The organism is Paraburkholderia bryophila (genome assembly GCF_003269035.1).
Classification (GTDB): Bacteria; Pseudomonadota; Gammaproteobacteria; order Burkholderiales; family Burkholderiaceae; genus Paraburkholderia; species Paraburkholderia bryophila.
Window position 1 is genome coordinate 383392 of record NZ_QLTK01000002.1, and the last position, 14454, is coordinate 397845.

12 protein-coding genes and 1 tRNA gene are annotated in these 14454 nt (G+C 62.2%); 4 read left to right on the forward strand and 9 right to left on the reverse strand.

What is annotated here, in order from left to right:
• Window positions 1-494 precede the first annotated feature (494 nt).
• Window positions 495-905 carry a hypothetical protein gene (locus BX591_RS37295; RefSeq protein ID WP_420849327.1) on the reverse strand — a complete coding sequence of 137 codons (411 nt, stop codon included), beginning with the start codon at window positions 903-905 and terminating at the stop codon, window positions 495-497.
• A gap of 294 nt (window positions 906-1199) precedes the next feature.
• Between BX591_RS37295 and BX591_RS05300 the strand changes: the two genes are divergently transcribed.
• On the forward strand, window positions 1200-1403 hold the full coding sequence (locus tag BX591_RS05300; RefSeq protein WP_007180812.1) for a cold-shock protein: 204 nt from the start codon (window positions 1200-1202) through the stop codon (window positions 1401-1403).
• A gap of 346 nt (window positions 1404-1749) precedes the next feature.
• Window positions 1750-2901 carry an exonuclease domain-containing protein gene (locus BX591_RS05305; RefSeq protein ID WP_111929656.1) on the forward strand — a complete coding sequence of 384 codons (1152 nt, stop codon included), beginning with the start codon at window positions 1750-1752 and terminating at the stop codon, window positions 2899-2901.
• Window positions 2902-2949: 48 nt separating this feature from the next.
• Here the strand turns inward: BX591_RS05305 and BX591_RS05310 are convergent, their stop codons facing one another.
• The 3 genes from BX591_RS05310 to BX591_RS05315 all read right to left on the reverse strand — a co-directional run bounded on the left by BX591_RS05310 (window position 2950) and on the right by BX591_RS05315 (window position 7141).
• Window positions 2950-3546 carry a chorismate mutase gene (locus tag BX591_RS05310; protein ID WP_111929906.1) on the reverse strand — a complete coding sequence of 199 codons (597 nt, stop codon included), beginning with the start codon at window positions 3544-3546 and terminating at the stop codon, window positions 2950-2952.
• Window positions 3547-3834: 288 nt separating this feature from the next.
• Complete coding sequence (locus tag BX591_RS36355; RefSeq protein WP_028200145.1) at window positions 3835-3984, reverse strand: hypothetical protein; 150 nt, start codon at window positions 3982-3984, stop codon at window positions 3835-3837.
• 472 nt (window positions 3985-4456) lie between these two features.
• The gene (locus tag BX591_RS05315) at window positions 4457-7141 is read right to left on the reverse strand and encodes an excinuclease ABC subunit UvrA (RefSeq protein ID WP_111929657.1); all 2685 of its coding nucleotides are present in this window, start codon (window positions 7139-7141) and stop codon (window positions 4457-4459) included.
• Between the two features lie 368 nt (window positions 7142-7509).
• Between BX591_RS05315 and BX591_RS05320 the strand changes: the two genes are divergently transcribed.
• Window positions 7510-7692, forward strand: coding sequence for a hypothetical protein (locus BX591_RS05320; RefSeq protein WP_111929658.1), 183 nt, complete (start codon window positions 7510-7512; stop codon window positions 7690-7692).
• 298 nt (window positions 7693-7990) lie between these two features.
• Here BX591_RS05320 and BX591_RS05325 read toward each other — a convergent pair.
• The 5 genes from BX591_RS05325 to pepN form a co-directional block, all read right to left on the reverse strand.
• Window positions 7991-8066: transfer RNA gene (locus tag BX591_RS05325), tRNA-Thr, on the reverse strand.
• Window positions 8067-8121: 55 nt separating this feature from the next.
• Entirely contained in the window at window positions 8122-9138 is a 1017-nt protein-coding gene (locus tag BX591_RS05330; protein WP_035547733.1) for a class 1 fructose-bisphosphatase, read from the reverse strand.
• A gap of 123 nt (window positions 9139-9261) precedes the next feature.
• Window positions 9262-9717 (reverse strand): HigA family addiction module antitoxin, encoded by a 456-nt coding sequence (locus BX591_RS05335; RefSeq protein WP_111929659.1) that lies wholly within the window; start codon window positions 9715-9717, stop codon window positions 9262-9264.
• 16 nt (window positions 9718-9733) lie between these two features.
• Complete coding sequence (locus BX591_RS05340) at window positions 9734-10015, reverse strand: type II toxin-antitoxin system RelE/ParE family toxin (protein WP_111929660.1); 282 nt, start codon at window positions 10013-10015, stop codon at window positions 9734-9736.
• A gap of 220 nt (window positions 10016-10235) precedes the next feature.
• On the reverse strand, window positions 10236-12941 hold the full coding sequence (gene pepN, locus BX591_RS05345) for an aminopeptidase N (RefSeq protein WP_111929661.1): 2706 nt from the start codon (window positions 12939-12941) through the stop codon (window positions 10236-10238).
• 225 nt (window positions 12942-13166) lie between these two features.
• On the opposite strand from pepN, the gene BX591_RS05355 reads away from it, so the two are divergent.
• On the forward strand, window positions 13167-13874 hold the full coding sequence (locus BX591_RS05355; protein ID WP_111929663.1) for a DUF4136 domain-containing protein: 708 nt from the start codon (window positions 13167-13169) through the stop codon (window positions 13872-13874).
• The last annotated feature ends 580 nt before the right edge of the window (window positions 13875-14454 follow it).

The following is a 14454-nucleotide window of genomic DNA, read 5'->3' on the forward strand; positions in this document are numbered from 1 at the left end:
CCCAGGCTTTAGGGAGACCTTCACGCGGGCCGCTGCGAGAGGCGTATCCGAGTGAGCTGCGCGCGGTAATAAACGCGCTGGTTTCCGGTTACGCAAAGTGTAGAGAGACCGATTGCGAGATGGACATTCCGATTTGCGCAATAAAGTATTACGCGATCGGAAACGATGGGGGAATGCCGCGCAAGCCTTATAGATAAAGGCTTTCCGCTTATTCGTGGAGTGGAGGGAGCGTGTCGATGCGAATGGCGTTGCTCATTTGCGACAATAATCGATGCAAAAAAACAACGAGATAATTCGTAAAAAAGGATTGTTGTTGCGAATGAAATAGATGATTGCCGATTGTGTGAATAATCGACGTCTTCTCAACCGCTATACTGAAATTTCTGCTTTCCGAAGCAGACTTTTTCGTTGACGAAAAAGATCTCCAAACCTTTGTCGGCGCGACTTCCCAGTCGCGCTTTTTTTTCGTCCGCGGGCGGACGTGTGCGCACAGCTCAGTACGCGGGTGCCGCACCTTCAGTCGGATTCCATTGCGCGGTGGCCGACACGCTCCAGTCTTCCATCACATAACGGCGCGCATCCATGGGCGACGACAACAGATTCTGCCAGTGATCGCCGTGCCAGACGACGGACGCAGGGTCGAAGCTAAAGATGGAAGAGTCTGTCGTTTCCGCGCGTGCTTCAAACGGGCCGTCCGCCGCCCTGACGGGCGACTGCACGAGCCACGTGACAAGCCGGCGGATTTCATTGAACAACATGACGCTCTCCTGATCTGCATCACAACATTTACTACTTTCAATGATGCTGGCGGGCATGCGCCGCAACAACTCGGAAAAACACTTACTAAAAACATCATTTGTTACATAAATCGCAGAGATGCAGAAATTTTTTCCGTCATTCTGCATTTTTCGTCGATCGATGAGTAATGTTGACGTGAAATTTATTCAGTATTTATAAAGATATGCGATAAACATTGCCGATCTGGTTTGCGTTGCGCATAGCTTGTTGCAAGCTAAACGAATACCAAAAATTTGCTTGACGACGATTCTTCGTCACCCGTATAACGGCAAAGCTGAATTCACGTAACCGGTCTGATTTCAGACGGGTTGTCAGAAATAATCCATGACGGATAGTTTGGCTGTGATATTCGGTTTGAGGGCATTGCCCGATTTTTATAAATCCTCGAGGGAAACTGGAACATGGAAACTGGTATCGTCAAATGGTTCAACGATGCTAAGGGCTTTGGCTTCATCACATCGGATTCGGGCGGCGAAGATCTGTTCGCCCACTTCTCGGAGATTCGCGCGGACGGCTTCAAGTCCCTGAAGGAAAACCAGCGCGTCTCGTTCGACGTCAAGGCCGGCCCGAAGGGCAAGCAGGCTGCGAATATCCAGCCGCTGTAAGAAGCCGCGCACGGTGGTATCGCGCAGTTGATCGCAGAGAAGCCCTCGCACGAAAGCGAGGGCTTTTTCAATACCTGTTCCGTTATCACGGAACTGAGCGGAATTAACTATCCGGTTCGAATGGTTATACCAATTGAACCGGATCATTTCACGACGCTTTTAGGGATCATTGCCGCGTTGATCCGAAAAAGATAATCGTTTCGAGGTTTTGCCGGTCGCGAAAAATGCGGTGGAGTGAGATCCACCGCGCCACCGCTCAGCGTGGATCCTTCGATGCAATCCGGGTACGGGGCAGCCAACTGGTGCATACTTGCCGCAAAGTCACGCGTCCAAAGTATCCCTTTCCATGTCTGAACCGTTTTTGTCGGAACCGGCCCTGAATGAGCCGATCGTTTTCGTCGACCTTGAAACCACCGGCGGATCGACCAGCGAGCATCGCATTACCGAAGTCGGCGTGGTCGAAATCGGGCCCGCCGGCGTGTCGCGCTGGAGCAGTCTGGTCGACCCCCAGCAGCCGATTCCGTCCTTTATCCAGCAACTCACCGGTATCACCAACGCGATGGTGCGCGGCGCGCCGACCTTCGACGCGATCGCACCGGCGCTATTCGAGCGCCTGAACGGCAAACTGTTCGTCGCTCATAACGCGAGTTTCGATCGCGGCTTTCTGCGCGGCGAGTTTCGCCGCGTCGGCCTCGCGTTCGATCCGGACGTGTTGTGCACGGTGCGTCTGTCGCGCGCATTGTTTCCAGCGGAAAAGCGCCATGGGCTGGATGCGTTGGTCGAGCGTCATGCGCTGGTGCCGTCCGACCGTCACCGCGCGCTCGCCGATGCCGATCTGATCTGGCAGTTCTGGCAGCGCCTGCACGGCCTCGTGCCGCTAGACGTATTGCGGGCCCAGATCGAGCGCACCACACGGCGTTACCGGCTCGCCGGCAACATCACCGAAGATCTGCTGGACAGCGCGCCGGCCGGATGCGGCGTCTACGCGTTTTATGGAGAAGAGGATCTGCCGCTGTACGTCGGGCGAAGCGTGCGAGTGCGTCAGCGCTTGCGTTCGCACCTGACCGGCGAAAAGCGATCGTCGAAAGATATTCGACTCGCGCAGCAGGTGCGACGCGTCGAGTGGCGAGCGACCGGTGGCGAACTCGGCGCCATGCTGGCGGAAGCGCAGTGGATCGCGACCTTGCGTCCCGGTCACAACCGCGTGCCGCGCGTGACGAAAAGCGATCCGGCGGACGCGCCCTGGCCGTTTCAAGGCCCGATCGTTTTCGAGGAGCGCGAGGAAGGGGCGCAGGCGCGCGCGTTTCATGTGGTCGATCGCTGGCGCTACGTGGGTCATGCGCCCTCGCTCGCGCAGGCGGCGGATCTGCACGCGTCGAGCGTCGCGGGGCCGTTCGAATTGTCGACCTACCGCATTTTGCAAAGTCACCTCGCGCGCGGTTTGCGGGTGATGCCGTTGAGCGTGACGAGCGGCGCGACCGCTCCGAGTCTCGCTTAACCCATCCAGCCGATTGAGCCAGAGCGGCGTGCTGTCACGCCGCGCCGCTCAACCCGTCGCGCCCACGCCGCCCGTCTCGCACACATGACCCAGCGCGCGAGTCAGCGCGCCCGAGCGAGTCGAGTCGTAGCGTGTCAGCGATTTCCAGTTAGCCAGCGCTTGCGCGACGCGCGACGGACAATCCGCCGCCGAGCGCAGCGGCTGCACGCGCGCGAGGCCGGCCACCAGCGATTGCGTCAGGCGGTCCAACTGCGGTCTCGTCGAGGTGGCGAGATCCGGGGCCGGGCCTTGCGGTGGCTGCGTGGCGCGCCAGTTGGCAAACAGCGCGTTCTGCACCTCCTTGCTCGCGTCGATCTGATCCTGAAAGAACGCGTGAGCGAACGCGGGGTCGACATTGGCCGCCGCCGCGCGTTTTTCCACATCGGCGAGGAGTGCGTTTTCGCGCGGCGTATCGGTGATCGCCTGGTGATTCGCCCACTTCCAGCGCGCGACCGGCTCCGCCAACGCAAGACGCTGCGAGGCCAGCGCGATCAAACTGGTGAGCGCCGTGTCATCGCCATCCGCGACGGCGGGAACGGACGTGAATGCCAGCGCGGCGAACAAGGTCAGCGCACAGCGCGCGCCAAAACAGGACGAACGATTCATGAGGGAGGCGGTGGCCGGACGGCCGCGGAAGAAAAACCAGAAGAATAGACGATGCCCGGCGCGGCGGGCGTTTTCACGGGCGAAAAGCGGCGCGCGAAACAAAAAGCTTGGCGCGCATTGAGCTTACGGGCGAGCGTGACTGAACGCCGGGCGTGGTGCCGAGGCGTCGAGCTCAGACAGGTTTAACCCGCATCGTCTGCGGAGCCTGAAACTCCAAGTCGGGCACGTGCGAACCCGGGCCGCGCGACGGACGCGCGGACGCCGATGCTGCATCGCGCCACTGACGGATTACTTCGAGTCGCACGACTTTCGTTGTTCGTCGAAAAAGGCGCGAACGTGCTCCGGCAGTTCCGCACCCAGAAACTCGACGCCAGCGGGTTCCGGATCCGGGCTGAAAACTTTGTCCGGGGTCGGAATCTTCGGTGGTTTGGCATCCATGATCTTTCTCCTTTACAAACCGATTATCTGCCTCGGTCCCCGTTTTGCACCAGCAGCTGATGCGGCTTACGGGTTCTCTGTTGCTTTAACGGCACAGGTCAACATTTGAACAGAGTGTTTGAATAAAATTTATCGGTTGCATCGCGGATGGTTGGTTTTCCTCACACCCATCGAGACCAGCCCGATACTCCTCTCCGTTTCCCTGTCAGCCTTGTCCTGCGGGCATTTCGCCGCAGCGCTTCTCATGCTCCGCGCATCGCGTGTTCAATGCAGTTGATATGAACAAATCTCAGCGATATTGTGCAGTGCCGCATTGGCAGGATTTTCTCGTTAAGTGGCCGAACGTTCGTTAATTACCGGTGTGTTGGTCCGCGTATTCAGCCGCCTAATCTTTTCGTAAACGATTGATTCGCCTATTTCGTTGACGGCCAACAGGCATTTTTAAGTTCTTTTTGCAAAATTTAAAACTGCTTCACGCTGCCAGCAGCGGTCGCAGATAGACGGCCGTGCAACTATTCTTCGCGCGCGCGACTTCAGACGGCGTACCGCACGCGACGATCGTGCCGCCGGCGTCGCCCGCTCCGGGCCCGACGTCGATCACCCAATCGCTTTGCGCGGCCACCCGCATATCGTGTTCGACGACCACCACGGTGTTGCCGGCGTCCACGAGTCCCTGTAATTGGACCATCAGCCGATCGACGTCGGCGGGATGCAGGCCGGTGGTCGGTTCGTCAAGGATGTACAGCGTGTCGCCGCGCTGCGTGCGTTGCAGTTCGGTGGCGAGCTTGATGCGCTGGGCCTCGCCGCCGGAGAGTTCGGTGGCGGGTTGTCCGAGCCGCAAATAGCCCAGGCCGATGTCGCGCAGCACGCTCAACGCGCGCATCACGCCGGGTTCGTCGACGAAGAACGTGCAGGCTGCGTCGACGGTCAGGTCGAGCACCTCCGCGATATTGCTGTCGCGCCACGTGACTTCCAGCGTCTGCGGGTTGTAGCGCGTGCCGTGACAGGTCGAGCAGGGCGCGTAGACGCTCGGCAGAAACAGCAGTTCGACGCTGACGAAGCCTTCGCCTTCGCAGGTTGGGCAACGGCCCTGGGCGACGTTGAACGAGAAGCGGCCCGCGTTGTAGCGGCGTTTGCGCGCCAACGGCGTGTCGGCGAACAGCTTGCGCACGTGGTCGAACAGACCTGTGTAAGTGGCGAGGTTCGAGCGCGGCGTGCGGCCGATCGGCTTCTGGTCGACGCGCACCAGCCGGCGCAAGCCGTCCATGCCGTCGGCGATGTGGCCGCCGGTCGGCAGCGCGGCATCGGCGAGCAGAGGGTCGAGTTCGTCGTCGTCCGCGCTTTCGACGCTTCGCCCGAGGTGGCTCGCGACGAGTTCGGGCAGCGCCTGGCTTATCAGGCTCGATTTGCCGGAACCCGAGACGCCCGTGACGGCCGTCAGGCAGCCGAGCGGAAACGCAACGTTCAAACCGCGCAGATTGTTGCGCGTGATGCCGGCGAGCCGCAGCCAGCCCGCGCTCTCGCGCGGTGTGCGATCGACCGGCGCGGGCGGTGCGAACAGATGCCGGCGTGTCTGCGACGCCTCGACCTTCGCGAGCCCGGCGGGCGGTCCGCTATAGACCACATGGCCGCCGGCTTCACCGGCTGCGGGGCCGACGTCGACCAGCCAGTCGGCGCGCCGCATCATCTGCAGGTCATGTTCGACGACGAACAGCGAATTGCCGGCCGCCTTCAGCGCTTGCAGCGCGGTGAAGAGCGCTTCGCCGTCGGCGGGATGCAGGCCGGCCGACGGCTCGTCGAGCACGTAGACGACGCCGAATAGTTGCGACGACAACTGCGTCGCCAGCCGCAAGCGCTGCAGCTCGCCGGACGACAGCGTCGGCGTGCTGCGCTCCAGCGCGAGGTAACCGAGTCCCAGATCGATCAGCGTGGTGAGCCGCTCCAGCAGTTCGGCGGCAATGCGCTGCGCGGCGACGCGTTTTTCTTCGGAGAGGTTCGGCGTGCGCCGTACGTCGCGCGACGCTTTGTGCGCCGAGCCGCCGGCGGCGACCCGTTTGTCGATGGCGTCGCGCATCGCGTTCTTGCTGAGTACTGCGCCTTTGCTTTTTTGCGCGTGCCCGGCGGCACCCGACTCAGGCCATTCGCCGCGAGCGATCGGCTGCAGCATCGCCGCCAGTCCCGCTAGCGGCAACTGCGAAAATTCGCCGATATCGAGCCCGGCGAACTTCACCGAGAGCGCTTCCTTCTTGAGCCGTTTGCCATGGCAAGCCGGGCACACGCTGCCGATCATGTACTGCGAGACGCGCTTTTTCATCAGCGCGCTTTGGGTGTTCGCGAAGGTGTGCAGCACGTAGCGGCGCGCGCCGGTGAACGTGCCCTGGTAGCTCGGCTCGTCCTTGCGTTTGAGTGCGGCGCGGGTTTCCTTCGGCGTGAGGCCGGCGTAGACGGGCGCCGTCGGCTGCTCGTCGGTGAACAGAATCCAGTCGCGGTCCCGCTTCGGCAGATCGCGCCACGGCGTGTCGACGTCGTAGCCGAGCGTCACCAGAATGTCGCGCAGGTTCTGTCCGTGCCACGCCGGCGGCCACGCAGCGATCGCGCGCTCGCGGATGGTCAGCGAGTCGTCCGGCACCATCGACTTTTCCGTGACCTCGTACACGCGGCCGAGCCCGTGGCAGGTTGGGCAGGCGCCTTGCACCGTGTTCGGCGAGAAGTCCTCGGCGAACAGCATCGGCTGCTTCGGCGGATAGTCGCCGGTGCGCGAGTACAGCATGCGCACGAGACTCGACAACGTCGTCACGCTGCCGACCGACGAACGCGCGCTCGGCGTGCCGCGCTGCTGCTGCAATGCGACCGCGGGCGGCAAGCCTTCGATCGCGTCCACTTCGGGCACGCCGACCTGGTCGATCAGCCGCCGTGCATACGGGGCGACCGATTCGAAGTAGCGCCGCTGCGCCTCGGCGTACAACGTGCCGAAAGCGAGCGACGATTTGCCCGAGCCCGATACGCCGGTGAACACGACGAGCGCGTCACGCGGAATGTCGACGTCGATATTCTTCAGGTTATGTTCGCGTGCGCCGCGCACCCGGACGAAGCCGGTCGGTACGGGAGTATCGGAGGATGTCGCGGGCGGGCGGGGCGGTTTGCGGATGGCGTCCATGAGGATGAATAGCGGGTTGGCGCGGCGGCCCGGTTGCGGGCGGAGAGCGCTGGCGAGGCCGCACGGAGCGTGCCCGGCGAAAAGTGGATTCAGTTTGGCTAATCGCGGTGCGGCGTTGCTCTGGGCACCGCGACAACTGACAGCGTAGCCGATTCCCCCCTGGAAAGCGGGAGCGCGTGCCGCCGATGTGTGCGGCAGTGCGGTCGCGTTTTTGCGCCAGATTCACGTCGCCGGCTGACAGACCGGAGCGCGCGCAGGGGCGCATCGCCTATCGTGAATCGGATCGATGCCGCTTTCGCGTGCGGTCGCGAACGGACGCGGCCTGACGAGCGCGGAAGATGGCTGCTTTACCCCAAAAGGAGTCCGCCATGGAAAACGCTGTGTACTGGAAGGGGCGTCAGGTTGGCGTCGAGTGTGCGGGCCGGATTTTGTGGTTCTCATCGGCGCCGCGCGAGGCGGTTGTAGCGTACGGAACGCAGAGGAGCGAACCGGTCAGCGCCGAGCAGTCGATGCTGGCTCGCAATCTCGTCACGACCGCGTCTTATCGATAAAGGGTACGCGCGACGATCTTGCGTCTTTGCAGCGATCGCCGCCGACCCGCTTTCGCCACGCCGGTGCCCAAAAAAAGACGGGGAGCGGATACGCCGCTCACTGTCGTCGTCATCTCCGGCGCCGATCGGCACGCCGGGGATTTTCATCACCCGGCAAAGGCGAATTCGCCAATCAGGATCGTCCATCGATCAGTGGCGTTTCAGCGAGTGCCGAAACAGGCGTTTGCACAAGCGCTTCTGCAAACGCAAAAAAGCAAAAAGCCCAGTCACGAGGACTGGGCTTTTTGCTTGAATCTTGTGGTGCCGGAAAGAGGAATCGAACCCCCGACCTTCGCATTACGAATGCGCTGCTCTACCGTCTGAGCTATTCCGGCATCAGGAGAAACGAGATTATAGGGACTTCTTTACGGGCTTGGCAAGCCCCCGCGCTCATTTTTTTGCTTCGAGATGGTAGCGGGTGACCCGGTCGACCTCATTCTTCGAACCGAGGAACACCGCCACGCGCTCGTGCAGGCTCTTCGGCTGAATGTCCAGAATGCGTTTCTCGCCATTTGTCGCAGCGCCGCCGGCCTGTTCGACGATGAACGCCATCGGGTTGGCTTCGTACATCAGGCGCAATTTGCCCGGTTTGTCCGGCGTACGCTTGTCGGCCGGATACATGAAGATGCCGCCGCGATTCAGGATACGGTGCACGTCTGCCACCATCGACGCGATCCAACGCATGTTGAAATCGCTCTGGCGCGGACCGTCCTTACCGTCTTTCAATTCGCCGATATATTGCTCGACCGGCGCATACCAGTGGCGTTCGTTCGACGCGTTGATCGCGAACTCACGGGTTTCGACCGGAATGCGCATATCGCTTTGCGTGAGGACCCACGAACCCAATTCGCGGTCGAGTGTGAAGCAGTTCACCCCGTTGCCGGTGGTCAGCACCAGCACGGTCTGCGGGCCGTACACCGCATAGCCCGCGGCGACCTGCTGCGTGCCCGGTTGCAGGAACGACTGCTCGGTAGGCTGCTGGCCGTCCGGGCAGCGCAGCACTGAAAAGATCGTGCCGATGGAAACGTTGACGTCGATATTCGACGAGCCGTCGAGCGGATCGAACACCAGCAGGTATTCGCCCTTCGGATAGTTGGCCGGAATCGGGAAGAACTGCTCCATTTCCTCGGATGCCATGCCGGCCAGGTTGCCGCCCCATTCGTTCGCCTCGAGCAGGATCTCGTTCGACAGAATGTCGAGCTTCTTCTGCACTTCGCCCTGCACGTTTTCGCTGCCGGCGGTGCCGAGCGCATCGCCCAGCGCGCCTTTGCTGACGTGGTAGCTGATCGCCTTGCACGCGCGCGCGACGACTTCGATCAAAAGGCGCAGGTCGGCCGGCAGGTTATTGGTCTCGCGCTGCTGCTCGATCAGGTACTTCGTGAGAGTGGTACGACGTTGCAAAGCCATTGCTGTACTCCGGGAAGGCTTGAGGAATATCGCGATTTTAACCGTTCGTTGTGTCCGCTCCGTGCTTTTGACGAGGACCGCCCCGCTCGATGCCGCAACGCGCCGCGCGCGGCGTGCAAGGAGTCAGGCTGCGCGCTGCGCCCGGCTGTTCTCGGCGCTGCCGCGCAGGCTGGTGGCCAGTGCTGCCGCGCGAGCATGTTCGGCGGTGATTTTCGGCATTTTCGGCCGGTCTGCCTTGGGCATGGGCTCGATTTCGCGTTCGATCTGCTCGCCGACTGCGGCTGCGGCGACGCGCAGGTCGTAGGCGATTTGCAGATTGAGCCAGAATTGCGCGCTCGCGCCGAAGTAGCGGTCGAGGCGCAACGCGGTGTCGGCCGAGATTGCGCGTTTGCCGCGAACGACGTCGTTGATGCGCGGCGCCGGCACCCGCAGCGCAAGCGCGAGCGCATTGACCGACATGCCGAGCGGTTCGAGGAACTCGCTGCGCAGAATCTCGCCCGGATAGATTTCCGGCATGCTCTCGCCGGTATCGATGTCCGAGAAATCGATGCGGTCCAGATCGGAGCGTTTGATGACCATGCTGCTCTCCCAATAATCAGTGATAGTCGGCAATCTCGACATTCAGCGCGTGCTCGCCGACAAAGCCAAAACAGATGCGCCATTGCGCGTTGATACGGATGCTCCATTGCTCACTGCGTTCGCCTTGCAACGCCTCGAGCCGATTGCCCGGCGGCGCCCGCAGATCGCGTATGGAATGGGCGGCGTCGATCATGAGCAGCTTGCGCCGTGCGAGCGGCTGTATTTGAAGCGGCAGTGATCGCACGAACTCGCCCTGAAAAATTCTTGCCGTCGCTTTGTCGCTGAATGTCTTGATCATAGGATGATATAACGCATAGCGTTAAACGTAAACCGTTAAAAGAATACGTTTACTTTCACCCTGTCGGCGTCGCTCGAACAGTCGGCCAGATGGCTAACGTTGAGCGCCGCGCGCGTGGCCGCTTCGGCCAGCGCAAGACGAATACAGCACACACTCCGGACGAAAAAAAGCCGGCAACGCGTGCCGGCTTCTCCATGCAAAAACAGCGCTCAGGCGAGCATCAGGCCAACGCTTTTTCCACGATCTCGCGCACGTCGCGCGATTTCACCTGTCCGGCCACTTTCTCCAGCGCGGCGCGCATGCCATCGCGCAGCGTCGGCGTGAAGCGGCGCCACAATTCGAGCGAGCGGGCGAGGCGGGCGGCCACCTGCGGATTGATGGCGTCGAGCGCGATCACCTGCTCGGCCCAGAATGCATAACCCGAGCCGTCTTCGGCATGGAACTGCGCCGGGTTCGCCGCGCAGAAGCTAAAAATCAGCGAGCGTGCGCGATTCGGGTTCTTCAGGTTGAACGCGGGGTGTGCCATCAGCTTGCGCACGACGTCGATCACCGGGCGCTGCGCGCTGCCGCGCTGGACGGCTTGCAACGCAAACCATTTGTCGATCACGAGCGGCTCTTTCTCAAAGCGCCGGTAGAAGTCGTCCAGCGCGCGCTGCGCGTCGGCGCTGCCGCCGTTCGCCGCGGCCGCACCGAGCAGCGCCGACAGCGCCGCCGCGCGGTCGGTCATGTTGTTGGCGGCGTCGTATTGCGCGGCCGCGAGACGCACCGCTTCAGACGGTTCGTCCAGTTCGGCGAGATACGAGAGCGCGAGATTCTTCAACGCGCGATGACCGGAGGCCTCCGGCGTTGCTTCGTACGCGCCCGGCGTGCGATGTTGCTCGACTACCTTGAGCCAGTCGCTCTTCAGCGCATTGGCGAGACGCTTGCGCACGAACTGGCGCGCCGCATGCACGGCGGCCGGATTCGACTCCGCCATCTGCTCGGCCAGATACGCCTCGGACGGCAGCATCAGCGCCAGTTCGCGGAACGCCGGCGAGAGCGTTTCGTCGGTCAGTACCCGAGCGAACGCGGCGACCACCGAGTCGTCGAGTTGCAGCGGCACGCCCGTCGCGGCACGCGCCGCGAGCGTCAGCAATTCGCGGGTGGCCAGACGTTGACCCGCTTCCCAGCGGTTGAACGGATCGCTGTCGTGCGCGAGCAGGAACGCCAGTTGGTCCGCCGAATAATCGTATTCGACGATCACCGGCGCCGAGAAATTACGCAGCAACGAAGGCAGCGGTTCCTGCGCCACGTTGACGAACGTGAAGGTTTGCTCGGTCTGCGTGAATTCCAGCACGCGCGTGGTGTTATCCGAGGCCTGCGCCTCGCCTTCCAGTTGCAGCGGCAGGTCCGCGCCATCGCGGCCGATCAGGCCAATCGCGAACGGGATCAGCAGCGGTCCCTTTTGCGTGTCGCGCGCGGCCGAAGCCGCCTCGCCGTAGCCTTGCGTCAGCGTCACGCTATAGCGCTGCTGGGCGGCGTCGTAGCGGGTGCGCACCGACACGCGCGGCGTGCCGGCCTGGCTGTACCAGCGTTCGAACTGCGCCAGATCGCGGCCGTTCGCGTCGGCGAGCGCGTGACGGAAGTCGTCGCAGGTCACGGCCTGGCCGTCGTGGCGCTTGAAGTACAGGTCCATGCCCTTGCGGAAGCCGTCGCGGCCGAACAGCGTCTGGTACATCCGCACGACTTCCGAGCCTTTTTCGTAGACCGTCATCGTGTAGAAGTTGTTGATCTCGACGTAGCTTTCCGGACGTACCGGATGCGCCATCGGACCCGCGTCTTCGGCGAACTGCATCTGGCGCAGCACGCGCACGTCTTCGATGCGCTTGGTGGCGCGCGCGGCTTCGTTGCTGCTGTTGGCCTGGCCGCCCGCCATGTCGGCCGAGAACTCCTGATCGCGGAACACCGTCAGGCCTTCCTTCAGGCTCAGCTGGAACCAGTCGCGGCAGGTCACGCGGTTGCCGGTCCAGTTGTGGAAGTACTCGTGGCCGACCACCGCCTCGATGTTCGCGAAGTCGGTGTCGGTGGCTGTTTCGGGGTTCGCCAGCACGTACTTCGTGTTGAAGATGTTGAGGCCTTTGTTCTCCATCGCGCCCATGTTGAAGTCGCTCACCGCGACGATCATGAAACGGTCGAGATCGAGTTCGAGCCCGAAGCGTTCCTCGTCCCAGCGGATCGAGTTGATCAGCGAGTCCATGGCGTGACGGGTCTTGTCCAGATCGTGCGGCTCGACCCAGACCTGCAACAGCTTTTCCTTGCCCGAGCCGCTCTTCACGCGTTCTTCGAGCGCCACCAGTTTGCCGGCCACCAGCGCGAACAGATAGCTCGGCTTGCGGAACGGATCTTCCCAGCGCGCGAAGTGGCGGCCGTCCGGCAGATCGCCTTCTTCCAGCAGGTTGCCGTTCGACAGCAGCACCGGATAGTCGGCCTTGTCGGCGCGCAACGTGACCGTGTAGGTCGCCATCACGTCGGGGCGATCGAGGAAGTAGGTAATGCGGCGGAAGCCCTCGGCCTCGCACTGCGTGAAGAAGTTGCCGCCCGACACGTAGAGGCCCGACAGCGTGGTGTTCTCAGCCGGATTGCAGACGCTGGTGAGCGTGAGCTCGAAGTCGTCCGGCACATGGTCGAGCAGCAGGCCGTGTTCATGCGCATGCACGTTGGCGAACGGCTTGCCGTTAATCGTGGCGCTGACGAACTCGAGTTGCTCGCCCATCAGCGCGAACTGCGTGGCGTGCGACGCCTCCGGATTGCGGCGCACCCGCATGGTGTTCTTCACGATCGTACGTTCGGGGACGAGATCGAACTCGAGTGCGACGGTGTCGATCAGGAAAGCGGGCGGCGCGTAATCGGCGCGGCGGATCACATTGGGCGTAGCGGTATCGGCCATGGCGTTCTGTAGGATGGGAACTCGAGTCGGCAAGCTCGCTTCTGGCGTGCGAGCCGGGCTTGTCGAGCCATTGTACAAAGCCTCGGCCATTCGTGCGGCGCGAACTTTTTACCGAATCGCCTGGTCAGCGTATTATCGGGCGCCGACGCGGAACACAGCCCGCGCGTCGGCGAGTCCGCTCATGACGGGCCATAACGGGCAACACAGCGCTTCACGAGGTAGACCATGACAATCAATCGATGGACCCGCCGCGCCACGCTGCTGCTAGCGTCGCTGGCGGTGCTGCTGTCCGGCTGCACGACCTACGTGACCACTCAGGTCACCGCCTTCTCCGACTGGAGCGGCAACGACGCGACCCGCACCTATGCCTTCACGCGGACCGCGGACCAGCAGAACAATCTGGAACTGAGCACTTACGAGCGCGTGGTGGCCAACGAACTGGCCACGCATGCGTTCCGTCAGGTCGACGCCGCGCAGGCGCGCTATCTGGTCGGGCTCTCCTATGGGATTCGCTCGGACATGGTGACGGTTGCCGAGCCGGTGTACTACAACCCGTGGCCCGCGCCTTACTGGGGGAGGCCGTTCGATCCGTGGGGCCCTTGGGGTCCGTATGGACCGTTTCCGAACGCCTATGTGAACCAGAGCTATCCGATCTTCACGCATCTGCTCGGTGTGCGGATCACCGAGCGCGCGACCGGCAAGGAGGTCTATAACGTGACCGCGCGCAACTCGGGCGCCGAGTCGTCGCTGGTCAGGGCCATGCCTTATCTGGCGCGCAGCGCGCTGGCCGATTTCCCGCTGGGTAACGGCATCGTGCATACCGTCAAGATTCCGCTCGACAGGAACGGCGCGGCATCGAACGAAATGGCCGCGACGGGCGCCGCGCCCGCCGCGATGCCGGCACCGGCTTCCGCGCCGAAGGTCGTGCAGTAAGCATCGGGAATGGGAAAGGGAGCGCCGGAAGGCGCCCCCGCCGCGAATCGCCGCGGCAATCCACACGTAAGAAACGGAACGGCCCGCCAGGGATGCCCTGGCGGGCCGTTCCGTTTCTTACGCCCGCGAACTGCGTCGCGCACCGGCGTGAATTTAAACGGGCGTCGCCTGAAGTTCGAAAATACGAAAAGTGAAACAACGATTAAGAAAGTTAAATGAAAGTATTGGGACGTAAGGCTATCGTCGCGCGCATCGCGGCGGCTGGCTGAACCGGCCGGGGCTGGGGCGCACGGTCGATGCGTAGCGCGTGGAAACGCCGCCGGAGCGGCCTGCCGCAGATTTGACGATCCGTCGTGAGGGCGATACGGATACAGATGGATACGTCTTTTGTGGCTGATTTAATCCACAATATTCAGTATGATTCGGCGACTATACGGGGGCTCGGGACAATTTGTCACACTAATTGTCAAAGGTGCCTAAATAAATGGGGCGCGGTGCCGTTAATTCGCTGAACCCCATATAAGAAAACTGGATCTGGATTGACTCCCGGCTGGAGATTGCCGGTCCGCGCGGCGCTCGC